The sequence below is a fragment of the Pseudacidovorax sp. NFM-22 genome, from assembly GCF_021401245.1.
In the GTDB taxonomy this organism is placed as follows: domain Bacteria; phylum Pseudomonadota; class Gammaproteobacteria; order Burkholderiales; family Burkholderiaceae_C; genus Xenophilus.
Genome location: NZ_JACBFY010000005.1, coordinates 225506 through 249796 on the forward strand (window position 1 = coordinate 225506; position 24291 = coordinate 249796).

General features: G+C 70.9%; 19 protein-coding genes. 13 read left to right on the top strand and 6 right to left on the bottom strand.

What is annotated here, in order from left to right:
* The first annotated feature begins 38 nt into the window (after window positions 1–38).
* From L0984_RS18635 to L0984_RS18685, 11 genes are all read left to right on the top strand, one after another.
* Window positions 39–473, top strand: coding sequence for a MarR family winged helix-turn-helix transcriptional regulator (locus L0984_RS18635; RefSeq protein ID WP_234195278.1), 435 nt, complete (start codon window positions 39–41; stop codon window positions 471–473).
* Window positions 474–829: 356 nt separating this feature from the next.
* Complete coding sequence (locus L0984_RS18640; RefSeq protein WP_234195280.1) at window positions 830–1957, top strand: efflux RND transporter periplasmic adaptor subunit; 1128 nt, start codon at window positions 830–832, stop codon at window positions 1955–1957.
* Complete coding sequence (locus L0984_RS18645; protein ID WP_234195282.1) at window positions 1950–5075, top strand: efflux RND transporter permease subunit; 3126 nt, start codon at window positions 1950–1952, stop codon at window positions 5073–5075. Before L0984_RS18640 ends, L0984_RS18645 begins: the two co-directional genes overlap by 8 nt.
* Window positions 5072–6556, top strand: a complete 1485-nt coding sequence (locus L0984_RS18650; RefSeq protein ID WP_234195283.1) for an efflux transporter outer membrane subunit — start codon at window positions 5072–5074, stop codon at window positions 6554–6556. Before L0984_RS18645 ends, L0984_RS18650 begins: the two co-directional genes overlap by 4 nt.
* Before the next feature lie 84 nt (window positions 6557–6640).
* Window positions 6641–7204, top strand: coding sequence for a hypothetical protein (locus L0984_RS18655; RefSeq protein WP_234195284.1), 564 nt, complete (start codon window positions 6641–6643; stop codon window positions 7202–7204).
* Window positions 7201–8586: a carbohydrate porin gene (locus tag L0984_RS18660; RefSeq protein ID WP_370646073.1), complete on the top strand. Its 1386-nt coding sequence runs from the start codon at window positions 7201–7203 to the stop codon at window positions 8584–8586. The genes L0984_RS18655 and L0984_RS18660 overlap by 4 nt, the downstream gene beginning before the upstream one ends.
* 251 nt (window positions 8587–8837) lie before the next feature.
* Window positions 8838–10649, top strand: coding sequence for a glycosyltransferase family 2 protein (locus L0984_RS18665; RefSeq protein ID WP_234195286.1), 1812 nt, complete (start codon window positions 8838–8840; stop codon window positions 10647–10649).
* A 51-nt stretch (window positions 10650–10700) separates the two neighbouring features.
* Window positions 10701–11717, top strand: a complete 1017-nt coding sequence (locus tag L0984_RS18670; RefSeq protein WP_234195287.1) for a class I SAM-dependent methyltransferase — start codon at window positions 10701–10703, stop codon at window positions 11715–11717.
* 41 nt (window positions 11718–11758) lie between these two features.
* Window positions 11759–14278, top strand: a complete 2520-nt coding sequence (locus L0984_RS18675; RefSeq protein ID WP_234195288.1) for a glycosyltransferase — start codon at window positions 11759–11761, stop codon at window positions 14276–14278.
* A 194-nt stretch (window positions 14279–14472) separates the two neighbouring features.
* Window positions 14473–15531 (top strand): sensor histidine kinase, encoded by a 1059-nt coding sequence (locus L0984_RS18680; protein WP_234195289.1) that lies wholly within the window; start codon window positions 14473–14475, stop codon window positions 15529–15531.
* Window positions 15528–16163, top strand: coding sequence for a response regulator transcription factor (locus L0984_RS18685; RefSeq protein ID WP_234195291.1), 636 nt, complete (start codon window positions 15528–15530; stop codon window positions 16161–16163). The genes L0984_RS18680 and L0984_RS18685 overlap by 4 nt, the downstream gene beginning before the upstream one ends.
* Window positions 16164–16197: 34 nt before the next feature.
* On the opposite strand, the gene L0984_RS18690 is transcribed toward L0984_RS18685, so the two are convergent.
* From L0984_RS18690 to L0984_RS18710, 5 genes are all read right to left on the bottom strand, one after another.
* The gene (locus tag L0984_RS18690; RefSeq protein ID WP_234195292.1) at window positions 16198–17586 is read right to left on the bottom strand and encodes a GntP family permease; all 1389 of its coding nucleotides are present in this window, start codon (window positions 17584–17586) and stop codon (window positions 16198–16200) included.
* Window positions 17587–17691: 105 nt separating this feature from the next.
* Window positions 17692–18291: a DAK2 domain-containing protein gene (locus L0984_RS18695; protein ID WP_234195293.1), complete on the bottom strand. Its 600-nt coding sequence runs from the start codon at window positions 18289–18291 to the stop codon at window positions 17692–17694.
* Window positions 18291–19289, bottom strand: a complete 999-nt coding sequence (locus tag L0984_RS18700; RefSeq protein ID WP_234195294.1) for a dihydroxyacetone kinase subunit DhaK — start codon at window positions 19287–19289, stop codon at window positions 18291–18293. Before L0984_RS18700 ends, L0984_RS18695 begins: the two co-directional genes overlap by 1 nt.
* A 75-nt stretch (window positions 19290–19364) precedes the next feature.
* The gene (locus L0984_RS18705) at window positions 19365–20351 is read right to left on the bottom strand and encodes a Bug family tripartite tricarboxylate transporter substrate binding protein (protein WP_234195295.1); all 987 of its coding nucleotides are present in this window, start codon (window positions 20349–20351) and stop codon (window positions 19365–19367) included.
* Between the two features lie 39 nt (window positions 20352–20390).
* The gene (locus L0984_RS18710; protein ID WP_234195296.1) at window positions 20391–21281 is read right to left on the bottom strand and encodes a dihydrodipicolinate synthase family protein; all 891 of its coding nucleotides are present in this window, start codon (window positions 21279–21281) and stop codon (window positions 20391–20393) included.
* Window positions 21282–21552: 271 nt separating this feature from the next.
* Here L0984_RS18710 and L0984_RS18715 point away from each other — a divergent pair, with 271 nt between their 5' ends.
* The gene (locus L0984_RS18715) at window positions 21553–22209 is read left to right on the top strand and encodes a GntR family transcriptional regulator (protein WP_234195297.1); all 657 of its coding nucleotides are present in this window, start codon (window positions 21553–21555) and stop codon (window positions 22207–22209) included.
* Window positions 22210–22256: 47 nt separating this feature from the next.
* Here L0984_RS18715 and L0984_RS18720 read toward each other — a convergent pair whose 3' ends face one another.
* On the bottom strand, window positions 22257–22994 hold the full coding sequence (locus tag L0984_RS18720) for a transporter substrate-binding domain-containing protein (protein ID WP_234195298.1): 738 nt from the start codon (window positions 22992–22994) through the stop codon (window positions 22257–22259).
* A 271-nt stretch (window positions 22995–23265) separates the two neighbouring features.
* On the opposite strand from L0984_RS18720, the gene L0984_RS18725 reads away from it, so the two are divergent.
* Window positions 23266–24276: a Bug family tripartite tricarboxylate transporter substrate binding protein gene (locus L0984_RS18725; RefSeq protein ID WP_234195299.1), complete on the top strand. Its 1011-nt coding sequence runs from the start codon at window positions 23266–23268 to the stop codon at window positions 24274–24276.
* The last annotated feature ends 15 nt before the right edge of the window (window positions 24277–24291 follow it).

A 24291-nucleotide genomic window follows, 5' to 3' on the forward strand; every position in this document is an offset into this window, starting at 1 on the left:
ACCATCGGAAACCCTTCCCCCACGCGCCGACGTGAGCCATGCCTGAGAAAGACATATCGCAGTACCTGGCCTATCTGCTGGCCTCCGCCAACCGGCGCATGCGCATCGGCCTGGCGCAATCGATCGCCGCGGAAGAGGTGACCGAGGAGCACTGGCGCATCCTGCAGGTGCTCGCCGACGAGCAGGGCCGCTCGATGGGCGACCTGGCCGAGGCGGTGCTGCTCAACCATCCCGCGCTGACCAAGAACATCGACAAGCTGGTTGCCCGCGGCCTCGTCCAGCGCGCGGCCGATCCGGCCGACAGCCGGCGCGTGCTGGTCTACATCAGCGACCTCGGCCTGGAGACCGTCGCCCGCCTGCGCAAGAGCGTGGATGCCCACCACAGCCAGATCGAAGAAGCGCTGGGCCCCCGCAAGACGAGCCAGCTCAAGAAGCTGCTCGAATCATTCATCGACGAGACCGAGCCGCACTGAGGCGCGCGTCGCGCCACGGCCTGCACACGCCGCCGACGGTGCGGCTTGCGCTGTCCAGCCGCTATACCAAGGTATAGCGGCACCATCCTTCCCGCATCCCTGACCGACCGAATGCGCGCTGGCGCCTGCGGCGCGTCACGGCGACCATTGCCGCATCGGCCCGGCCATGGCGGCAGCACGACAGCGGCACGCACCCGCCGCCGTCGACGCACGACCCGCCCTGCCGACGCGGCGACGCCCTGCCGGGCGCGTCCGGCTGACATCCATCTGACCTGACCCTGGCGACGCCCGCTGCCGCGCAGCGGGCGATGGCCGCGCCACGTCCGTCGTTCTCTCACACCGCCCGGAAGACGCCCATGAAGCCGATCCCCGCCCTCGCCCTTCTGCTGTGCCTGGCCACGCTCGCCGGCTGCGATGCCGGCCGCTCCACACCCAACGCCCAGATGCAGGCCACGCCCTCCGATGGGGCGCACCAGCACCAGGACACCCTCATCCGCGTGCCCGAAGGCTCGCCCCTGCGGCAGGCCCTGGTCGTGGCGGCGGTGGCGCCGCAGCCCTTCGCCCCCCTGCTCGAAGCGCCCGGCGCCATCGAGGCCGCGCCCGAGCGCCTGGTCAAGATCGTGCCGCCGCTGGCCGGCCGCATCGTGCGGCTGCACCACCAGCTGGGCGATGCAGTGAAGGCGGGCGATCCGCTGGTCACGCTGGATTCGCCCGACCTGGGCGCGGCCTACCGGGACGACGCCAAGGCCCAGGCCGCGCTGCTGCAGGCGCAGCAGGACTTCGAGCGCCAGCAGACGCTCAACCAGGCCGACATCGCCGCCGCCAAGGACCTGCAGGCCGCCCGCCAGACACTCACCGCCGCGGAGAGCGACGCCCGCGCCGCGCGCGAGCGCCTGGCGCAGCTGGGCGCACCGCTGGATGCCGCTTCCCGCCGCGAGTACGTGCTGCGCGCCCCCATCGCGGGCCGCGTGGTCGACATGAGCGGGGCCCTGGGCGGCTACTGGAACGACACCACGGCCTCGCTGATGACGGTGGCCGACCTCTCCACCGTCTGGCTGGCAGCCAGCGTGCCCGAGAAGGACATCGCCGCCCTGTCGGTCGGCCAGGCGGTGCACATCGCGCTCGATGCCTATCCGGGCCGCAGCTTCGAAGGCAAGGCCCGCTACATCGGTGACCTGGTGGACGCCGACACCCGCACCGTGCGCGTGCGCGTGGCCATCGACAACCGCGAGCGGCTGTTCAAGCCCGGCATGTATGCGCATGCCACGCTGGAAGGGCCCGCGCGGCCGGCGCTGATGATCCCGGCCACCGCCGTGCTGCAGAGCGGGCTGGCCACGCGCGTCTTCGTCGAGCAGGCGCCCTTCCAGTACGAATCGCGTCTGGTGGTGCTGGGCCGCTCGGCCGATGACAAGGTCGAGGTCGTCTCGGGCCTGAAGGCCGGCGAGCGCATCGTGGTGCAGGGCGGAGTGCTGCTCAATGATTGAGAAGCTCGTCACCCTCGCCTTCCGGCGGCGCGGCATCGCCTGGCTGCTGTTCGTCTTCGTGGCGCTGTACGGGTACTGGAGCTGGAAGCAGCTGCCCATCGAGGCCTATCCGGACATCGCCGATGTCAGCTCCCAGATCGTCACGCAGGTGCCCGGCCTGGGCGCCGAGGAGGTGGAGCAGCAGATCACCGTGCCGCTGGAGCGCGCGCTGCTCGGCACGCCCGGCATGCATGTGCTGCGCTCGCGCAGCCTGTTCGCGCTGTCGCTGATCACCGTCGTCTTCGAGGACGGCACCGACGGCTACTTCGCCCGCCAGCGCCTGCAGGAGCGCATCAACGCGGTCACCCTGCCCTACGGCGCCACGCCGGGGCTGGATGCCTACACCTCGCCCACCGGCGAGATCTACCGCTACACGCTCGAATCGAAGACGCGCAGCCTGCGCGAGCTGTCGGAGCTGCAGTTCTGGACCGTGATCCCGCGCCTGAAGAAGGCCACCGACGTGGTGGATGTCGCCAACTTCGGCGGGCTGACCACGCAGTTCATGCTGGAGCTGGACCCCGACCGGCTGCAGCAGTACGACCTGTCGCTGCAGGACGTGAAGGACGCGCTCAACAACAACAACGCCACCGGCGGCGGCAGCATCGTGGACCGCGGCGAGCAGAGCTACGTGGTGCGGGGCGTGGGCCTGCTGCGCTCGCTGGACGACATGGGCAACGTGGTGGTCAAGACCAAGGCCGGCGTGCCCGTGCTGGTCAAGGACCTGGGCAAGCTGGCCTATGGCAATGTCGAGCGGCGCGGCGTGCTGGGCAAGGACGCCAACCCCGACACGATCGAAGGCATCGTGCTGCTGCTGAAGGACCGCAACCCGTCTACGGCCCTGGCCTCGGTGCACGAGGCGGTGCAGGACCTCAACGAGCACCTCCTGCCCAAGGACGTGAAGGTGGTGCCCTACCTCGACCGCACCTCGCTGATCGACGCCACGCTGCACACGGTCTCGTCCACGCTGCTGGAGGGCATGGTGCTGGTGGCGGTGGTGCTGCTGCTCTTTCTGGGCAGTCCGCGCGCGGCGGCCATCGTGGCGCTGACCATTCCGCTGGCGCTGCTGATCGCCTTCATCTTCATGCACCAGTTCCACATCCCGGCCAACCTGCTGTCGCTGGGCGCCATCGACTTCGGCATCCTGGTGGACGGCGCGGTGGTGCTGGTGGAGAACATCCTGCGCCGGCGCGAGGAGGCCGAGGACCGGCCACTCACCGCCAGCGACGCCATCGAGGCCACGCTGCAGGTGGCGCGGCCGATCTTCTTCGGCATGGTGGTGATCGTGTGCGCCTACCTGCCGCTCTTCGCCTTCCAGCGCATCGAATACAAGCTCTTCTCGCCCATGGCCTATGCGGTGGGCGCGGCGCTGGCGGGCGCGCTGCTGGTGGCGCTGACGCTCATTCCGGGCCTGGCCTGGCTGGCGCTGCGCAAGCCGCGGCGCATCGTGCACAACCCGGTGCTCGAATGGCTGGCGCTGCGCTACGGGCGCTTCCTCGCACGCACGGTGGGCCGCGCGCGCGGCGTGCTCGCAGCCTGCGCCGTGGCGCTGGTGGCGCTGGTGGGCCTATTCGCCACCACCGGCCATGACTTCCTGCCCTACCTCGACGAAGGCTCGCTGTGGCTGCAGGTTCAGATGCCACCGGGCATCACCCTCGCCAAGGCCGCGGCCATGGCCGACGAACTGCGCCGCGCCACGCTGGCCTTTCCGGAGGTGTCGTACGTGGTCACGCAGACCGGCCGCAACGACGACGGCACCGACTACTGGACGCCCTCGCACATCGAAGCCAGCGTGGGCCTGCATCCCTACCGGGAGTGGACGTCGGGCCTGAGCAAGCAGGAGCTGATCGACCGCATGGCGCAGCGCTTCGCGCAGATGCCGGGCTACAGCGTGGGCTTCATGCAGCCCATGATCGACGGCGTGCAGGACAAGCTCTCTGGCGCCCACGGCGACCTCACGGTCAAGGTCTTCGGCGAGGACCTGGCCCAGATCCGCAACGTGGCCAACCGCGTGGCCGAGACGCTGCGGCGCGTGCCCGGCGCCGCCGACGTGGCGGTGGACGTGGAGCCGCCGCTGCCCAACCTCAAGATCGAGCTGGACCGCGCCGCCGCCGCGCGCCACGGCATCAACGCCGCCGCGGTGGCCGACCTGGTCGCCACCGGCGTGGGCGGCACACCCATCGGCCGGCTCTACGTCGGCGAGAAGAGCTACGACATGACGGTGCGCTTTCCCGAGAAGGCCCGCGCCAGCGTCGACGCCATCGGCAACCTGACGCTGAAGTCGGCCACGGGCGAGCGGGTGCCGCTGTCTTCCGTGGCCACCCTCAGCACCGTGGCCGGTGAGAGCGTCATCGTGCGCGAGATGGCCGAGCGCAACATCATCGTGCGGCTGAACGTGCGCGGCCGCGACCTGGCCGGCTTCCTGAAGGACGCGCAGGCCGCCGTCGCGCACGACGTGACGCCTGCCGACAAGCATGTGCAGTTGCGCTGGGGCGGCCAGTTCGAGAACCTGGAGCGGGCCCAGGCCCGCCTGGCGCTGATCCTGCCGATGACGCTGGGCCTGATGTTCCTGCTGCTCTTCGGCGCCTTCGGCAACCTGCGCCAGCCGCTGCTGGTGCTGGCCGCGGTGCCGCTGGCCATGCTGGGCGGGCTGGCGGCGCTGCACCTGCGGGGCATGACGCTCAACGTCTCCAGCGCCGTCGGCTTCATCGCGCTCTTCGGCGTGGCGGTGCTCAACGGCGTGCTGATGCTGTCGCAGATCAACCGGCTGCGCAGCGAGGAAGGCCGGCCGCTGCGCGAGGCGGTGCTGGAAGGCGCCCGCAGCCGCATGCGGCCGGTGCTCACCACCGCCACCGTGGCCGCCCTGGGCCTCACGCCCGCCATGCTGGCCACCGGCCTGGGCAGCGACGTGCAGCGGCCGCTCGCCACCGTGGTGGTGGGCGGGCTGGTCAGCGCGACGGTGCTCACGCTGGCGCTGCTGCCGGCGCTCTACCACCTGATCGAAGCGCGGCTGGAGCGGCGGCGTGCCTCGCCCGTCGCGCCTGCCTCCCACGACATCCCGACGCAGGAAGCCCAGCCGTGACGACCCTCCGACTCCGCCCTCTTCTTCCCGTACCGCTGCTGGCACTGCTGGGCCTGCTGCAGGGCTGCGCCGTCGGCCCGGACTTCCACGCGCCGGCCGCGCCCGCCACGCCCTCCGTGGCCGCGGCGCCCCTACCCGCGCGCACGGCCGAGGCCGAGGGCCCGGCCGGCGGGCCGCAGCGCTTCGCCCTGGGCCAGGGCGTCGCCTCGCAATGGTGGAAGGCCTTCGGCTCGCCCGGCCTCGACGCATTGGTCGACGCCGCACTGGCCGCCAGCCCCGACCTGCAGGCCGCCGAGGCCGCGTTGCGCAGTGCGCAGGAGACGGCCCTCGCCCAGCGCGGCGCCTTCTGGCCCACGGTGGACGCGAGCTACACGCCCACGCGCCAGAAGACCTCCGGCGCCCTCTCCAGCCCGCTGGCCGACGGCGACATCACCCGCTACACGCTGCACACGGCGCAGCTCAGCATCGGCTATGCGCCCGATGTCTTCGGCGGCACGCGCCGCGCCGTGGAGGCGCAGGACGCACAGGTGGACGTGCAGCGCTGGCAGCGCGAGGCGGTGGGCACCACGCTGGTCACCAACGTGGTGAGCACCGCGATCCAGGAGGCCGCGCTGCGCGCGCAGATTGACGCCACGCAGCAGCTGGTCGCGCTGGCCGCGCGCCTGCTCGACGGCGCCCGCCGCCAGCATGCGGCCGGCCAGATCGGCGGCGCCGACATCGCCGCCCAGGAGAGTGCCCTGGCCCAGGTCCAGGCCACGCTGCCGCCGCTGCAGAAGCAGCTGGCGGCCCAGCGCAGCCGGCTGGCGGTGCTCACCGGCCGGCTTCCGGGCGATCCGCTGCCGCAGCAGTTCGAGTTGGGCGCGCTGCAACTGCCGGCCGAGCTGCCGGTGAGCCTGCCGTCGCAGCTGGTGCAGCAGCGGCCCGACATCCGCGCCGCCGAGGCGCAGCTGCATGCGGCCGCCGCCCAGGTGGGCGTGGCCACGGCGGCGCGCCTGCCCAACCTCACGCTCACGGCCACGCTGGGCAGCTCGGCGCTGGGCGTGTCGCAGCTGCTGCGCAGCGGCGGCGGCTTCTGGTCCGTCGGCGGCACGTTGCTCCAGCCGGTCTTCCACGGCGGGACGCTGCTGCACCAGCAGCGCGCCGCACAGGCCGCCTACGCGCAGGCCGAGGCGCAGTACCGCAGCACCGTGCTCACGGCCTTCCAGAACACGGCCGACACGCTGCAGGCCATCGTCAGCGACGCCGACACGCTGCGCGCCACCGCCGCGGCCGAGGCGGCCGCTCGTCGCAGCCTGGCTGCCGTGCAACGCCAGCGCGAGGCGGGCGCGGCCGCCCAGGCCGACCTGGTCCTGGCGCAGCAGACGCTCCAGCAGGCGGTGCTGGCCACCGCCCAGGCGCGCGCCGCCCGGCTCGGCGACTGCGTGTCGCTCTACCAGGCCCTCGGCGGCTGGTGGCAGGTGGCCGACAGCTCGGCACGATAGGCTGGCGCCGCGGTGCAACGCACAGCCTGGAACGCCCTCCGCAACAGCCCCGGGCGCATGCATCCACGATCCGGAGACAAGACCATGAAGGCTTCACACGCGCACAGCCTCGCCCTGCTCGCCACGCTGTGCGGCCTGGCGGGTTGCGCCGCCCTGCCCGGCCGCGAGGTGCAGGCCGGCGGCGCCTACTGCTTCCTCAACCCGCTGGCACATGGCCACCACGGGCCCTGCCTCGAAGGACCGCTGCCCGACGCCGACACGGCCCAGCAGGCCTGGCATTTCGCACCCGACCCCCAGGCCCTGACCGTCTACGTGGTGCGCCAGAACTGGAGCGACGGCCCGCATCGCGTGGCCGTGTCCCTGGACGGCCAGCCGCTGGCCGACACCTTGCCCTCGACCACGCTGCGCCTGCGCGTGCCGCCCGGCGTGCATGTATTCAGGCTGCAGGCGGAGGGCGGCCACGCCCACACCGTGAGCCTCGACGGCCAAGCCGGCGACCTGCGATTCCTGCACATCGCCACCGTGGCCGGCCTCTGGCACACCGGCTACGACTGGGAGGTCGAAGCCGACGCCGTGCTTCAGGCCCGCGCACGTCGCACGCGCCTGGTCGCGGACCTGCGTCTGAATTCAGCCGCACCGACGAAATGACACCCTTGCTCATCGAGACCCACGCCACCCGCCGTTTCAGATCCGGCAGGCAGCCGGCTCGGCACACCGCACTTGCCGTCGCCCTTCTGCTGGCCGGCGCCGCCAAGGCCGAGCCAGTCGAGATGCCCGCCGCGACACCCGAGCAGGAATGGGCAGCCGCCTTCCAGTCCACCTACGTCTGGCAGGACAAGGCCGCTTTCCCCGCCGCCTATTCCGGCAACAACAGCCTGGGCACCGAGCGGGCGCTGAGCTATTCATTCACCGTCACCGCCATGGTCGGCATGCGGCCCTGGCGGGGCGGCGAGCTGTATTTCAATGCCGAGGGCGCCCAGGGCGTGCCGCTGTCGGGCCTCACGGGCCTGGGCGCCTTCACCAATGGCGAGATGGCCCGCTCGGCCACGCCCAACCTGGGTCTGTACCGCGCCCGGCTCTTCCTGCGCCAGACCTGGGGCGAGGGTGGCGGCGAGGAGGTGCAGGCAGCCGGACTCACGCAGCTGGCCGGCACCGCCGACCGGCGCCGCTGGGTGCTGACCGCCGGCAACCTGTCGGTGCTGGACGTGTTCGACAACAACGCCTATGCCCACGACCCGCGCACCCAGTTCCTCAACTGGTCCTTCATGACCTACGGCGCCTACGACTATGCGGCGGACGGGCGCGGCTACTCGTGGGGCGCGGTGCTGGAGCGCTACCACGACGACTGGGCCCTGCGCGCCGGCCGCTTCATCCAGCCCTACGAGCCCAACGGCCAGCCGCTGGATCCGCGCTTCCTGCGCCACTACGGTGATCAGGTCGAGCTGGAGCATGCCCACCAACTGGACGGCCAGCCCGGCAAGCTGCGGCTGCTGGTGTTCCGCAACCGGGCGCGCATGGCCAGCTTCCAGGACGCGATGGCGCTGGCGCAGGCCACGGGCGACACGCCCAGCCTCGACGCCGTGCGCGGCGGCGACCGCAGCAAGCGCGGCATCGGCCTGGGCCTGGAGCAGGCCGTGGGCGACGACCTGGGCCTCTTCGCCAGCTGGAGCCGGGCCGACGGCGGCACCGAGACCTATGCCTTCACCGAGATCGACCGCTCGCTCTCCGCGGGCGCCCTGCTGCGCGGCAGCGCCTGGGGCCGGGGTCAGGACACGGTGGGCGTGGCCGCCGCGGCGAACGGCCTCTCGCACGCACGCCGCGACTACCTGGCGGCCGGCGGCATGGGCACCTTCCTGGGCGACGGCGCATTGCGCTACGGCACCGAAACGGTGGTGGAGGTCTTCTACGCCATTCAGGTGACCCGGGCGTTCTGGGTGACGCTCGACTGGCAGCACATCCGCCATCCTGGTTACAACGCCGACCGCGGGCCGGTGCATATCGGCTCGGTGCGGCTTCACACGGAGTTCTGACGGGACTGAGGGGCCGCACTGCCTCCCGACGCCCCACCTCCACGCCTTCAGGACGAGCCAGCCCCTGCCACCCCGGTGCGTCCTGTCCTACACCGAATGGGGAGATTTTGTGGCGAACGGTGTCATAAAATTTCAACAATGTTCACGCCATTAAAGAATTGCAATCTGCCAAAAGGTGAGGTTGCGGTCTTTGGACCAGCTGTCGCAGCGATCGACGGGTGGCGCGTTCATGGCCAATTCGGGGAGTTTCGTTGTCCGTTGTTTCGTCTCTCGACCCCGCCCGGTGCGCGCACTGGTCGGCGGCCTGTGCGTTTTCACCTTTCGCGACCTCCGATTACCGGGCCTGGATCGCGCGCGAATCATCAGCTGCCGATGCCGAACGGGAAGCGCTGCGCGCTGCCCTGACGGCGCTCCCTCCCTCCTCGGGCATCACCTTCGTCGTCGCCGACGACACGCATGATCGCGCGGTGCGGGCGACGCTGTCGTCGCTCGCCGCACAGGTGTGTTCGCACTTCGACGTGCTGCTCAGTTGCAGCCCCGCACGCCGGGCGGCCATGTCGGGTGTCCTGGCCCTGGTGCCGCAGTCGCTGAAGGTGCGTGTCATCGTCGCCAGCGAGGACGATGTCACCGTGCCGGCGCTGCAGCAGCTGGCACTGGCCCACGCCAGCGGGGAGCATGTCGGCCTGCTCAGCGCGGGCGACCAGCTTGCGCCCACGGCCGTGGCCGCCCTTCGGATGACGCTCGCGCGCTGGCCCGAGACCGACATCGTCTACGCCGACGAGGACTGGATCGCCGCCGACGGCACGCGCTGCAGGCCGCGCTTCAAGCCGGGCTGGGATCCGGAGGCTCAGTTGGGCTTCGATCTGCTGGAAGGGCTGTGCCTGTTCCGCCGCGCCGAAGTGCTGCGCAGTGGCGGGCTGCGCCCCGAGTTCGGGCCGGCCTCGCGCTATGAACTCGGCTGTCGGATCGGCCTGCCGCTGCCGGCCTGGCGGGTGCGGCACATTCCTGCCGTCCTGTGCCATCGGCGCATCCCGCTCGCGCCGGACAGTGCCGCGACGGCCCGCGCGATCGACGCCTATGCCGCGGCGGCACGTCGGGCCGCCCAGCAGGTGGCGTCGATGCAGAGCGGCACCCCCGTCGAGGTGGCCCCCTCGGTCCTGGCCCCGGTCGTCAACTGGGTGCGCCGCCCGTTGCCGCAGCCCGCGCCGCGCGTCAGCATCCTGGTGCCCACGCGGGACCGCGCAGATCTGCTCGCCAACTGCCTGAACAGCCTGCTTCGGCACACCGACTACCCCGATCTGGAAGTCATGGTGCTCGACAACGACAGCACCGAGCCCCAGACCCATGCCCTGTTCGCACAGCTGCGCCAGGACCCCCGCGTGCGCATCCTGAAGACGCCGGGCGCCTTCAACTTCTCGCGCATCAACAACCTCGGCGCCCGTGCGGCGACCGGCGCGGTTCTGCTGTTCCTGAACAACGACACAGAGATCCTGGACGCGGACTGGCTCAAGGAGATGGTGGCGCAGGCCGTGCGACCGGACATCGGCTGCGTCGGCGCCAAGCTACTGTACGCCGATGGCACCGTGCAGCATGCCGGGGTGATCCTCCAACCCGACCGGCTGGCCATGCACGTATCCCGCACGGACGATGCGATGGCGCCCGGCGCGGACGGCCGACTGGCCGGCGCCCGCGGTTACCTCGCAGTCACCGGCGCCTGCCTGGCCATCCGGCGCGAGGTCTTCCAGCTGCTCGGTGGCTTCGACGAGAAGCACCTGGCCATCGCGTTCAACGACGTCGACCTCTGCCTCAAGGCCACCGACGCCGGCTACCGCAACGTGTGCACGCCCTTCGCGACCCTGCTGCATCTCGAAAGCGTGTCGCGCGGGCACGACCACGCCAACGAAGAAAAGCAGCAGCGCGCCGCGCGCGAGCTCGGACACATCACCGCCAAGTGGCCGGACCGCTTCGCGGAAGACCGGTTCCACAACCCCAACGTGCGGCTGGACTGGTACACGGGCACGCAGCTGGCCGCCTATGAGGCGCGGTGGCAGCTCGCCCGCTAGTGAACGCCATCGATCTGAAGAGAGGCCTCGGCGCACGCCGAGCGGCAATACATGCAAGACACCCCCGTTCATCTTCCTGCGGTCGAGTGCACGAGCCTTGACCGCTCGCTCGACGTCCTGACGGACCCGGCGCTGGCGCCGCTGTTCTGGACACCCCATCTGCTGGGCAAGCCCAGCGCGTGGTGGACCCACACCCCCTTCGCCTTCTGGCTGGTCTCGGCCTGCAGGCCCCGCACGCTGGTGGAACTGGGAACGCACAACGGCGTGTCGTACGCCGCCTTCTGCGAGGCCGTGGCCCGACTGGAGACAGGCACACGCTGCTACGCGGTGGACACCTGGGCGGGCGACGAGCACGCGGGGCACTTCGACCCCCAGGTCTACTACGCGCTGCGCGATTTCCATGACAAGCACTTCAGCGCCTTCTCCGAGCTGCTGCAGTCCACCTTCGACGACGCCCTGCCCTATTTCGCCGACGGCTCGGTCGACGTGCTCCACATCGATGGCTTCCACACCTACGAAGCGGTGCGCCACGACTTCGAGACCTGGCTGCCCAAGCTGTCCGACCGGGCCGTGGTCCTGTTCCACGACACCAACGTCCGCAGCCGCGACTTCGGGGTGTTCCGCTACTTCGCCGAGCTGATCGGCCAGTACCCGTCGTTCGAGTTCCTGCACGGGCACGGCCTGGGCGTCCTGGCGGTCGGCCGCAACGCGCCGGCCGCGATCAAGGCCCTGTGCAAGCTCGAGGCCGACAAGGCGGACGCCGTGCGCACCCGCTTCTCGCACCTGGGCACGCGGTGGTTCGTGACCACCCGCGAGCAACTGGGCAGTGCCGAGCTGAATCAGCGCCTGCAAGCGGTGCAGACGCAGCAGGTGCAGGCCGAGGCCGAGCTGGCGCAACTGCGCGCCGAGCGGTCCGCCGCGACCGAAAGCAGCACCATCGAGGCCGACTCGCAGCGCAGTGCCGAGATCGAGACCCTGGCGCAGCAGGCCCAGGCGGCCGAGCACGCGCCGCGCAGTCCGAGGCTCGGGCCGAGCGCGCCGAGGCCACCACGCACGCCACGCAGCTAGTGCAGCAGCAAGCGGGACGCCGGGTGGCGGAACTGCGCCGCATGGTGGCCCAGCTGACCACGGAACTGGCCCAGGCGCAGGAGCGCGCGGTAAGCGCGGACCGCCAAGCAGGCCTGCAGCAGCAGATCGCCGTCGCCTGGAAGGAGCGCGCCCAGGCACAAGGCGAACACGCCCGTGCGCTGCTGCAACGCTTTCGCGACGTCCAGACCGATCCCGCCGCGCAGCCCAAGGCTGCGGAGCCCGGACGGCTTCGCCGCATTGCGAAGCGCCTGCGCAACCGGAAGATCGCCATCGGCGAGACCTGGGAGACCGAGACCATCCGTCGCTCCCCCTACTTCGACCGCGCCTGGTACCTGCTCACCTATCCCGATGTCGCGGAAGCGGGGCTGGACCCCGCGGACCACTACCTGAGATACGGTGCGCTCGAGGGCCGCGACCCGGGCCCCATGTTCTCGTCCGCCACCTACTTGGCCCACTACACCGATGTGGCAGCGGCGGGCCTCAATCCGCTGCTGCACTACATGGAGCACGGCATCGAGGAAGGGCGCCACGCCGCCGTGCACGGCCTCTCGCACGGCGAGCCCGCCCTTCCCGCCCTGCCGACCCAGCGCTTCTCCATCTTCTACGTGTCCGGCGAACCCGACACCCCCGGGCACATCTACCGCGTGGCCCGGTACATGGAGGCGGCGCGGATGAATGGCGTGCCCTCGGAGTGGGTGCGCCTGGACCAGCTGCAGGACAAGCTGTCGCTGACCGCCCAGCACGATGTGATGATGCTGTGGCGCACGCCCTGGACACCCGCATTGCAGGAGGCGGTCGCCCGCATGCGCGCGCAGGGCAAGATGGTCGTGTTCGACATCGACGACCTCATGGTCGAGCCGGACCTCGCCCAGATCAAGTTCATCGATGGCATCCGCTCGGACGGCCATGTGCCCGAGCATGTCCGGGCGCATTTCGCCAACATCCGCCGGGCGATGCTTGCCGCCGACATCTGCCTGGCCAGCACCCAGGAGCTGGCCTACCACATGCGCTGGGCCGGCAAGAGCACCCACGTCGTGCCCAATGGCTTCGACCACGGCACGCTGGAGCTTTCGCTTCGCAGCGCGCAGGCGTGGCGCAGCACGCGCAGCGACGACCTGATCCGCATCGGCTACGCCGGTGGCTCACGCACCCACCAGCGCGACCTCGGCCTGGCCATCGAGGCGATTGCGCGCGTGCTGCGCGAGAACGCGCGTTGCCGGCTGGTCCTGTTCCAGACGCTGGCGGGCGTGCGCCTGGTCGAAGTGGAGGAATTCCCGGCGCTGGAAGGACTGGAGGACCGCATCGAGTGGCGGCCCTTCCAGACGCTGGAGACCCTGCCGCAGGAGATGGCGCGCTTCGACATCAACATCGCACCGCTGGAGTACGGCAACCCCTTCTGCGAAGCCAAGAGCGAACTCAAGTTCTTCGAGGCGGCATTGCTGCATGTGCCCACGATCGCCTCGCCCACCGGCCCCTTCCGCCGCGCCATCTCGCACGAGGCCACCGGCCTGCTGGCCTCCGACGGCGACGACTGGTACCGCTGCCTGTCCCGGCTGGTCGACGAGCCGGCGCTGCGCGACGGGCTCGCCGCCGCCGCGCATCTCAGCGCCCTGGCGCAGTTCGGTCCCCTGCAGCGCGCGGCGCGCTTCGGTTGCGTGCTCGATCAACTGCGTGGCGACGTCCAGGCCGCGCGGGGCTTCGCGCTGGACGCGCGCATCCGCGCGACGCCGTGGCGCAGCCCCACGCTCGTGCCGTCCACCGTGCTCTTCGAGCATTGGGCCGCGGAGCCAGAGGTGGCCGAGATCTCGGTGATCATCCCGCTGTACAACTACACGCAATTCATCGTCGAGGCGCTGGAGTCGGTGCAGGCCCAGAGCCTGGCGGTGCTGGACCTGATCGTGGTGGACGACTGCTCGACGGACGCCTCCCTGGACACGGCCCTGGCCTGGGTCCGCGAGAACGCCCACCGCTTCAACCGTGCAGTGGTGGCGAGGAACGCGGTCAACAGCGGCTTGGCCATGACCCGCAACGTGGGCTTCGGACTTGCACGGACACCCTACGTGCTGCCGCTGGACGCCGACAACCGGCTGCTGCCGACCTGCTGTGAAACGCTGCTCGGGGTCATGCGGACGAACGCCGTGGCCTTTGTCTATCCCACCATCCAGCACTTCGGCGCCTCGCGCCGCACCATCAGCGACGCGCGCTACGAACCGCAACGCTTCGTGGCGGGCAACTACGTGGACGCCATGGCCCTGGTGGCCAAGGAAGCCTGGGCTATCGTCGGCGGCTACGACCATGTGCGTCACGGCTGGGAGGACTACGACTTCTGGTGCCGGCTCGCCGAGCAGGGCCAGCGCGGCCTCTGGGAGCCCCAGACACTCGCCGAGTACCGCGTGCACGCCGCCTCGATGATCAAGACGGAGACCACGGCGCCCGAGAACTACCGGCGCCTCATGGACGACTTCAAGACGCGGCATCCCTGGGTGTCGTTGATCGACGAGCAGCTCGCGCTGCAGGCAGCGCGCGCTAACCGCAGCTGACCGACGGCGGTCGCACGGCCTCAGCGGCGGGCCCCTGCGCCGCGGAGGCCGCCGTGTGCAGCATGGCACCGTCGCAACGGAGCGCGCCCGTGCGGGTGCGCGACGGCCGCCACCCTGGCCACGTCGCGCACAATCCCGCCTGGCCGCGTGCCGCTCTCCCGGCGTGCATGGCGGTCCCCGCTGCGCGCCGCACCATGCTCCTCCTGGCCCGAACCCGCTCCGTCCTCCGCGTCGCCCTCGTGGCCGTGGCGATGGCAGCCATCTTCGTGGCGGACACGCTCACCAACTACGAGGTGGCGGCGGCGGTGCTCTATGCGGTGGTGGTGCTGTCGGCCGAGCGGGCGCTCCAGCCGCGGGCGCTGCGCGCCCTGGGCACGGCATGCATCGCGATGACGGTGCTGAGCTTCATGCTCACGCCGCGCGGCCACTACCACGCCGGCCTGATCAACATGGGCCTGAGCGTGTCGGCCATCGCCATGGTGACCTGGCTGGTGCTGCGCATGCAACGCGCCCGGGCCGCGGCGCAGGCCGCGCAGGCCCGGCTGGAACGCATCGCCCGGGCGCAGAACCTGTCGGGCCTGACCACCTCCATTGCGCACGAGTTGAACCAGCCGCTGGCGGCCATCGTGACCAGCGGCAATGCCGCCCAGCGCTGGCTGGCGCAGGCACCGCCGCAACTCGACAAGGCGCGCCAGGCCCTGCAGCGCATGCAGGCCGATGCCGAGCGGGCCAGCAGCGTCATCGCCCGGGTGCGCAGCCTCACGCGGGGCGAACCGCCCCAGGCCAGCCGCTTCGACCTCAACGCCAGCGTGCGCGAGATCGTGGCGCTGTCGCACGACCGGCTGCAGGAAGAGGGCATCGACCTGCACCAGGCATTGGCCACCGGCCTGCCGCCGGCCTGGGCCGATCCGGTGCAGGTGCAGCAGGTCATCGGCAACCTGCTGCTCAATGCGCTCGACGCCATGCCCGCCGCGCCCGGCGCGCGGCGCGAGGTGCACATCGACACCGCCCGCGAGGGCGACACCGTGGTCTTCACCATCCGCGACTCGGGCATCGGTCTGGCGCCGGAGGTGCAGGCCCACCTGTTCGACGCCTTCTGGACCACCAAGCCCCAGGGCATCGGCATCGGCCTGAGCATCAGCCGCACCATCGTCGAAGCCAACGGCGGCCGCATCTGGGCCGAGCCCGCCGCCGGCCTGGGGGCGGTGTTCCGGTTCAGCCTGCCCGCCGCCCCGCAGGAGAAGCTGCCTTGACCCCGCCGACCTCGCCCGCCGACGCGGAACCCATCGTGTATGTGGTCGACGACGACCATTCGGTGCGCGCCGCGCTGGAAGACCTGCTCGCCTCGGTCGGGCTGCGCGCCATCGGCTTCGGCGCGACGCGCGACTTCCTGGCGCATCCCCGCGAACCGGCCCCGGCGTGCCTGGTGCTCGACGTCCGCATGCCGGGCCAGAGCGGCCTGGACTTCCAGCGGCAGATGCGGGCCACCGGCCTCGGCCTGCCCGTGGTCTTCATCACCGGCCACGGCGACATGGCCATGGCGGTGGAGGCCATGAAGGGCGGCGCCATCGAGTTCCTGCCCAAGCCCTTCCGCGAGCAGGACCTGCTGGACGCCATCCACCAGGGCATCGCCCGCGACCGCGAACGCCTGGCGCAGGAGGCCGCGGGCGCCGACCTGCGCGAGCGCTGGGCCCTGCTGACGCCGGGCGAGCAGGCCGTGGTGCGCCTCGTGGTGCAGGGGCAGCTCAACAAGCAGATCGCCTGGCAGCTGCAGCTGAGCGAGGTGACGGTGAAGGTGCGGCGCGGCCAGGCCATGCGCAAGATGCAGGCGGCCTCGCTGGCCGAACTGGTGCGGATGGTGGACCGGCTGGGCGACGCGGGCTGAAGCAGCGGCCCGCTGTCGACCCGGGCGGAGCCGATCAGCCCAGCGGCGGCAGCAGGTTGAGCAGCAGCACCATCACGAGGCCCACCACGGCCACGATGGACTGCACCACCGAGATGGTCTTGGTCGCCTCGCCCATGCTCATGCCGAAGGATTCCTTCACCAGCCAGAAGCCTGCATGGTTGGCATAGTTGAAGAACAGCGAGCCGCACCCGATCGACAGGGCCAGCAGCGGCAGGTTCAGCGTCGGGTCGGCTGCGCCGAGCGGCGCCAGCAGCCCGGCCGCACCCACGATGCCGACCGTGGCCGAGCCCGTGGACACCGACAGCAGCATCGAGATCAGCCAGCCCAGCAGCAGCGGCGACAGGGCCAGCTGCTGGCTCATGTGCACGATGGCGTCGCCCACGCGCGCATCGGTCAGCACCTGCTGGAAGGCGCCGCCGCCGGCGATGATGAGCAGCACACTGGCGATCGGCTTGAGGCTGCTGCCCAGGGCTTCACGCATCTGCTCCGGTGCCCCTGGACGCAGGGCCACCATGGCCAACACCACGCCCAGCAGCATCGCCGTGACGGGATGGCCGAGGAAGGCCAGCGCGTGCAGCAGCGCCGAACCCTTGGGCAGCAGGATCTCGCCCACCGCATGGCCAAGCATGAGCAGCGCCGGCGCCAGGGCCGTGAGCACGCCCAGTCCCAGGCTGGGCAGATGGCGCCTGGACGCATCCTGCGTCGCGTCGGCGGCCGGCGCGTACTGCGCCACCAGCGATTCGTCGGGCCGCACCGTCATGCGCGGCGCGATGAAGGCGCCATACACCGGGCCTGCCAGCACGATGGCCGGCAGCGCGGCGATGAAGCCGTAGATCATGGTCGCGCCCACGTTGGTCTTGAGCGTGGCGATGGCCGTCAGCGGCCCCGGATGCGGCGGCACCATGCCGTGCATGGCCGCCAGCGCCGCGATCACGGGCACGCCCACGTAGACGTAGGCGGAGCCGCTGCCCTCGCGCTGCGCCTCCAGCTTGCGCGCGACGCCAAAGATCAGCGGCAGCAGCACCACCAGACCCACCTCGAAGAACATCGGGATCCCGATGACGAAGGCCACGCCGGCCATCGCCCAGGGCAGCATGCGGCGCGAGGCCCGGTCGAGGATGGCGTTGGCCAGCGTCTCGGTCACGCCCGCGTCCGCCAGCAGCTTGCCCAGCATCGCGCCCAGCGCCACGACCAGACCGACCGCGCCGAGCGTCTTGCCGGCACCGCCGACGATGGCCTGCATCAGCTTGTCCAGCGGCATGCCGGTGGCCAGGCCGGCGCCGATGGAGACCACGAGCAGCGCCAGCAGCGGATGCAGCCGCGGCCGGGTCACGATCAGCAGGACGAGCGCGATGACGCTGACGAGGGCGGTGGCAAGGAGCTGGATGTCGGTGGAGGTCATGCGCGGATTGCGGCCCGAAATCGGCCGGGGTGGAGGGGCCGCATCCTAGGTGAAATCTCACGCACGCGTGCAGCCAGGGCCTCGGCGCCCGACCTGCAGTCGGCGCTACAGCGCCTCGGCCATGCGCAACAGTGCGACCATGCCGGGGTCGTCCATGCCGATGGTCTTGTCGGCGAACATGCGTGCGCGGCCGATCCGGTTGGGTCGGTCGCGGAAGCTGTCGAGCGCGGCCCGGGCTGCAGCGCACGCCACGGGGCGCAGGGGCGTCCCCTCGGGCGCTTCGGCCAATGCCTGGCGAACGGCGTGCAGGCTGTCGAGCACGGTCTTGTCGCCCAGGTTCGCACCGCCGCGGGCGGCCAGGGTCTCGCCGATCTCGCCCAGGAGGGCGGCCAGCGCAGGCCGGTCGAGGGCGGCGACGCCCGCGCATCGTTTGGCGGCGGTCATCAGTGCCACGGTGAGCAGCGTGCCGAAGCTCGAGCCCGATGCCTTGGCGCAGGCCTGCGCGCAGCGCCGCAGCATGGCGTCCAGCGGCGCGCCGGCCATGTCGGGCAGCGCCTGCTCGACCAGCGTGGCGCACTTGTCCAGCGTGGCGCCCAGGTCTGCATCGCCCAGGCGGCCGTCGAGTTCGTTCAGCTCGGGCGCCGCGCGGTGCACGCCGGCGCACCACGCCGGCAGCGCGGCAGCCAGGGTGTCGGCGTCGAGCATCAGCGCACGCTCCAGAAGGGGCAGTCGGCCGGTGCGGCCAGCAGCCCGGCCAGTTCGTCGTCCAGCTTCATCACGCTGAGCGAGGCACCGGCCATTTCCATGGAGGTGGCATAGCGGCCCACCAGCGGATGGGTGATGACGATGCCGTGCTCGTCCAGCACCCGCCGTGCGCGGCGGTAGAGGATGTAGAGCTCTTCCAGCGGCGTCGCGCCCAGGCTGTTGACCAGCAGCGCGACGCGGTCGCCACGCGCCAGTTGCAGTTCGGGCAGCACGTGGTCCAGCATCTCGTCCACCAGTGCGTCGGCGCTCTTGAGCGGTCCGCGCCAGATGCCCGGCTCGCCATGGATGCCCATGCCGAACTCGACCTCCGAGTCGGCGATCTCGAAGGAGGCCTTGCCCGACTCGGGCACCACGCAGGGCGTCAGGGCCACGCCGACGGAGCGCACGGCATCCGCTGCCTTGCGTGCCAGCGCGGCGACCTCGGCCAGCGATGCGCCGGCCGCTGCCTTGGCACCGGCCGCCTTGTAGACGAACACCAGGCCCGCCACGCCGCGCCGCTTGTCGCGCTGTTCGGCCGGCGCGCTGGCCACGTCGTCGGCCACGCGCACCGAGGCGACCGGCATGCCTTCGAGTTCGAGCATCTCGGCCGCCATGTCGAAGTTCATGCGGTCGCCACCGTAGTTGCCATAGAGCTGCAGCACGCCGGCACCCCCATCGGCCGCGCGCATGGCGGCCATGCAGTCGTCCATGCGGGGGCCGGCGAACACGTTGCCCACCGCGCAGGCGTCGAGCAGGCCCTCGCCCACGTAGCCGAGGAACACCGGCAGATGGCCCGAGCCGCCGCCGGTGACGATGCCCACCTTGCCCGGCACTGCGCCGCGGCTGCGCACGATCACGCGACCGTCGTCGCCCTGGCGCTGCAGCTGGGGATGGGCCAGGCACAGGCCGTCGAGCATCTCGTCGACGTAGTGCTGGGGGTTGTTGAGGATCTTCTTCACGGCAGATGACAGGAGGAGAGGCAGTCGAAAGAGACGAGGCGGCCCCGCGGCCGCCCCGAGAGACGCGCAGTAAGGTCAGTCGACCTTGAGGCGACCGTCTTTGGCGGCGGCGCTGGCCAGCGTGTACTCGGCATCCAGGATGCGGCCGAACTCCTGCGGCGTGCTGGAGATGGCCACGCTGCCCAGCTCGCGCGCGCTGCGCACGGTCTGGGGGTCCTGCACAGCCTGCGCGAGTGCCTTCGCGAGCTGTTCCTGCAAGGCCGGCGGCATGCCGCTCGGGCCCAGCACGCCGACATAGGTGGTGCCGTCGATCTGGCCGAAGCCCAGCTCGGCCACGGTCTTGACGCCGGGCAGTGCCGGGTCTTCCGTGGGGCCGAGCACGGCCAGCGGCTCAAGCGTGCCGGCGCGGATGTGCTGCAGCGAGCTGGTGACCTGGTCGAAGTGCACGTCCACCTGGCCACCGATCAGGTCGACCAGCGCAGGGCCGGAACCCTTGTAGCTCACCGGAGTGAACTTGGCCTTCAGCAGTGCCTCCAGCTGCAGCTGCGCGAGGTGGTTGGGCGTGCCCGGGCCGGAATGCGCGGCATTGACCTTGCCCTCGCCCGAGCGGGCATAGGCGACGAATTCCTGGAAGGTCTTGAAGCGCGGGTCGTTCTTGCGCGCCAGCAGCACCATCGAGCTCTTGTTGACCAGCCCGATGGGCGCGAAGTCCTTGCGGCTGTAGGCCGTCTTGACCATCTCGGGCACGGTCACGACCACGCCGGCACCGCACAGCAGCAACGTGTAGCCGTCCCGCTGTGCGCGGGCCACCACGTTGGCCCCGATGGAGCCGCCCCCGCCGCCGCGGTTGTCGACCACCACCGACTGGCCCAGCACCTTGCCAAGGGCGACGGCCACGGTGCGGGCCACGATGTCGGTGTTGCCGCCGGCCGGAAAGGGCACGACGATGGTCACCGGCTTGTTGGGAAAGGCGCCACCCTGCGCCCAGGCCGGCACGAGCAGCGGGCCGCCCAGTGCGGCGAGGGTTCCGGCCTTGAGCAGGCCACGGCGTTGGATCTTCATGCGCGTTGTCTCCATTGTTCGAGGAAGGATGGCCGCGTCTCAGGCGTCGAAGCGCAGCACGTCGTCCAGGGCCTTGCGGATGCGGGCCTCCTGCTCCGGCGTGGTGGGCGGCATGGGCGCACGCGGCAGGCCGGTCGGGCAGCCCTGCAGCGCGATGGCGGTCTTGAGGTTGGCCGGCAGGTTGTCGGCCACCACGGCATTCCAGAAGGCGAGCATGGACCGGTGCATTTCCAGTGCCTTGACGTGGTCGCCGGCCTGCACGGTGTTCCAGAGATTCACGCACACGCCCGGCAACGCGGCCGGCGTGGCGGCGATGGTGCCGTGCGCGCCCAGCGCGAAGGACGAGTACAGCAGCGCGTCGACGGCCGAGAAGACCTTGCAGCCTTCGGGCACGCCCAGCACGAGGTCGGCCATGAGCTTGAGGTCGCCCTGGCTCTGCTTGATGCCCTGCACGCCCGGCAGCTCCTTCATCAGGCGGATCATCTGCGCCGGGCTCAGGTAGTTCCACGGCACGACGTTGTAGATGACGACCGGGATGTCGACGGCCTCGGTCAGGGCCTTGAAGTGGCGGAAGGTGGCCTCTTCGTCGGGCTTGAAGAGGTAGTGCACCGGCGTGACCTGCAGCGCGGCGATGGGCAGGTGCGCGATGGACTTGGCGCGGCGGATCGCCTCGCGGGTGCTGTTGGCGATGATGCCGGCCACGATGGGCACGGCGCCGTTCACCTCTTCCACCGTGATCTCCAGCAGGCGCTGGAACTCCTCGGCGGTGAGCGTGTGGCCCTCGCCGCTGCTGCCGCCCGGGCAGACGCCGTGCACGCCCTTGGACAGGTTGAAGCGGATGACCTGCCGGTAGGCGGCCTCGTCGATGTCGCCGTCGGCGGTGAAGGGGGTGACGAGGGGCGGGATGACGCCCTGGAGCTGGAGAGCCATGGTGGTTCCGTGAAAGGGAAAGAGGTTCGAGGTCGATGCCGGCGATGGGCCGGCCGCGCTGCGCCGCCTGTCTGCCGCGCTGTGATGCAACTATAAGCGCACTGACATGTTAGATGAACGTCAGTGATAACCCGAACTGCGATCACCCAGGCGCAGACCGTGCCAGTCCACGTACCATGCCCCCATGCGCAGCACCGCTCCGGCCCGTCCCTCTTCCCGCCCCGCCCGCTCCGCGGCCACGCCCCCGCTCTCTTCACCGGCCGGAGAGCCGGTGGCACAGCGCACCCTGGCCTACCACGGCTTCCGTCAGCAGATCATCGATGCGCGCATCCGGCCGGGGCAGTTCGTCTCGCAGCGCGAGCTGATGGAGTTGCTGAAGATGCCGCTGGCGGCCGTGCGGGAACTGGTGCCGCGGCTGGAGGCGGCCGGGCTCATCAAGACGGTGCCCAAGCGCGGGTTGCAGATCGCGCCGGTGGACCTCAAGCTCATCCGCAACGCCTGGCAGGTGCGTGCCATGGTCGAGCGCGAGGCGGTGCAGCACTTCGCGGCCACGGCCAGCCCGGCCACGGTGACACGGCTGATCGAGCAGCACGAGGCGATCCTGCAACGGGCCCTGCAGCCCGAGCCCGATGCCACGCTGGAGAAGGATGCGCAGGCCGTCGACTGGGGCCTGCACGACACGATGGTCGACGCCATCGGCAACGAGATCCTGTCGGAGATCTACCGCGTCAACAGCCTGCACGTGCGGCTGATCCGCTACGACGCCGACTCGCTGCGGCCCATGCAGGTGGTGCCCGCCATGCGCGAACACCTGGACTTCCTGCATGCGCTGGCAGCGGGTGACCGCGCCGGCGCCCTGGTGCGGATGATGGCCCACATCGAGCAGTCCAAGCACCGCGTGCTGGCGGGCATGCTGCAGGCGCAGTAGGCGTCTGCAGCCACCTGGGCCATGCCCTCGGCCCCAGGCGAAGGCCGTCAGGCCGCGGGCGCGACCGAGGCCCCCTCGATCCCGTGCCGCCCCAGCGCCTCGGCCACGAAGCCGCTGGCCTTGGCCTCTTCCACGAAGGCGGCCAGTGCGGCGGCCGCGGCTTCGCCGCGGCTGGCGGGGGTGCCCATGGCCTGCTGGATCACCATGAAGCGGCCCGGCAGCAGGCGCAGGCCGCCGATGCGCGCGGCATCGGCCTGCAGCTGCTGCTTGACGCCGGCCGCGACGTCGGCGCCTTCGGCGATGAAGCTGTCGACCACGGCCGGCGAGGTGGGCGCGCGTTCGATGGTGGCGGCCTTGAGTTCGCGCGTCAGGTGCAGGTCGTAGGCGCTGCCCTTGCCCACCATCACGCGGGTGCCGGCGCGGTCCACCTCGTCGTTGGACTGCAGGGGCGACGCATCGCGCACCAGGTACGCGCCCTCGATCAGCACATAGGGCGCGGTGAAATGGATGCCCTCGCCGCGCAGCGGATCGATGGCGAAGAAGCCGATGTCGGCCTCTTCGGCCTTGACGGCGGCCACCGACTTGCCGGCGGCGTCGAACACCACCAGTTCGATGCCCACGCCCAGCTTCTGCGCAAAGGCCCGCGCCAGATCCACCGAAACGCCGCCCACTTCGCCCGTGTCCGGGTGGCGGTTGGCGAGGATGGGGTTGCCCAGGTTGATGGAAGCGCGCAGGACACCGCGCGGCGCGAAGGCGGCCACGATGGCCGGGTCGTTGAGGGACATGCAAGACTCCTTCGAAACACAGAAATGCGTGCGGCGGCCGGCGGCGACACGCCGGCAACGGCATCGATCATCGTCGACCCGGGAGACGGCCGCCGGCACCCCGGCTGTCGACATCCAGGACGCAGCGCCCGCACCCGACTGAAAGCCTTTTGACAGCTTGTCTTGCGCACCATCGCGCCCCAGGCGTTCACACTGCCCCGGCCCCCGTCGCTGCGCCCGTCGGTGGGCCCAGGGGCGCCGAGCCCGCCTTTCCCCATCGGAGACACACGCCATGACCCACGATCCGCTCGCCCATCCCGCCCTGCCCACCCGCCGCCGCCTGCTGCAGGGCGCGGCCGCCTCCGTCGCCGCCGGCGCCCTGCCCCACCTGGCCTTTGCGCAGGACAACTGGCCCACGCGCCAGGTGCGCTTCGTGGTGCCCTTCGCGCCGGGAGGCTCGTCCGAGATCGTGGCACGATCCACCGCGGCCGAACTGGGCAAGACGCTGGGCCAGAGCGTCTACGTCGACAACAAGCCGGGCGCCGCCGGCAACATCGCCATGCAGGACGTGGCCCGCGCCGACGACCAGCACACCATCATCCTGGGCCACATCGGCACGCTGGCGGTCAACCCGTACATCTTCGCCAAGCTGCCCTACGACCCCAACAAGGACTTCAAGCCCGTCAGCCTGCTGGCCAAGGTGCCCAGCCTGTACGTGATCCACCCGGACGTGCCGGCCAAGAACCTCAAGGAGTTCGTCGCCTATGCCAAGACCCGCCCGGGCCGCCTGAGCTATGGGTCGGCCGGCAATGGCAGCGCCGGCCACCTGGCCATGGAATACCTGAAGATGAGCGCCGATATCTTCATGCTGCACGTGCCCTACAAGGGCACCGGCCCCATGCTCACCGACCTGATGGCCGGCCGGCTGGAGGCCTCGGCCATCGGCGCGGCGGCCGTGATTCCCTTCATCAAGTCGGGCAAGCTGCGCTGCATCGCCACCGGCTCCACGCGGCGCTTGCCGCAACTGCCCGACGTGCCCACGGTGGCCGAGCAGGGCTTCCCGGGCTTCGAGATGACGCAGTGGTACGGCATGATGGCCCCGGCCTCGATGACGCCGGCCCACCTGGCCAAACTCTCCGCCGAGACCATGAAGGCGGCCAAGTCGCCCCCCGCACTGGAGCGCATGAGCGCCGATGCGGCCGAGGTGGTCGGTGGCACGCCGGAGCAGTTCGCGCAGTTCATCGCGGCCGAGCAGGCCCGCTGGCAGAAGGTCATCGCGCGGGCCAACATCAAGCCCGACTGACCGGCGCCGCCGGCT

Bases quoted from the DNA above. Each gene is read 5' to 3' on its own strand.
- L0984_RS18705 (WP_234195295.1), bottom strand. From the start codon at position 20,351: ATGAAGATCCAACGCCGTGGCCTGCTCAAGGCCGGAACCCTCGCCGCA.
- L0984_RS18635 (WP_234195278.1), top strand. From the start codon at position 39: ATGCCTGAGAAAGACATATCGCAGTACCTGGCCTATCTGCTGGCCTCC.
- L0984_RS18710 (WP_234195296.1), bottom strand. From the start codon at position 21,281: ATGGCTCTCCAGCTCCAGGGCGTCATCCCGCCCCTCGTCACCCCCTTC.
- L0984_RS18695 (WP_234195293.1), bottom strand. From the start codon at position 18,291: ATGCTCGACGCCGACACCCTGGCTGCCGCGCTGCCGGCGTGGTGCGCC.
- L0984_RS18725 (WP_234195299.1), top strand. From the start codon at position 23,266: ATGACCCACGATCCGCTCGCCCATCCCGCCCTGCCCACCCGCCGCCGC.
- L0984_RS18645 (WP_234195282.1), top strand. From the start codon at position 1,950: ATGATTGAGAAGCTCGTCACCCTCGCCTTCCGGCGGCGCGGCATCGCC.
- L0984_RS18655 (WP_234195284.1), top strand. From the start codon at position 6,641: ATGAAGGCTTCACACGCGCACAGCCTCGCCCTGCTCGCCACGCTGTGC.
- L0984_RS18640 (WP_234195280.1), top strand. From the start codon at position 830: ATGAAGCCGATCCCCGCCCTCGCCCTTCTGCTGTGCCTGGCCACGCTC.
- L0984_RS18680 (WP_234195289.1), top strand. From the start codon at position 14,473: ATGCTCCTCCTGGCCCGAACCCGCTCCGTCCTCCGCGTCGCCCTCGTG.
- L0984_RS18690 (WP_234195292.1), bottom strand. From the start codon at position 17,586: ATGACCTCCACCGACATCCAGCTCCTTGCCACCGCCCTCGTCAGCGTC.
- L0984_RS18670 (WP_234195287.1), top strand. From the start codon at position 10,701: ATGCAAGACACCCCCGTTCATCTTCCTGCGGTCGAGTGCACGAGCCTT.
- L0984_RS18720 (WP_234195298.1), bottom strand. From the start codon at position 22,994: ATGTCCCTCAACGACCCGGCCATCGTGGCCGCCTTCGCGCCGCGCGGT.
- L0984_RS18660 (WP_370646073.1), top strand. From the start codon at position 7,201: ATGACACCCTTGCTCATCGAGACCCACGCCACCCGCCGTTTCAGATCC.
- L0984_RS18675 (WP_234195288.1), top strand. From the start codon at position 11,759: ATGGTGGCCCAGCTGACCACGGAACTGGCCCAGGCGCAGGAGCGCGCG.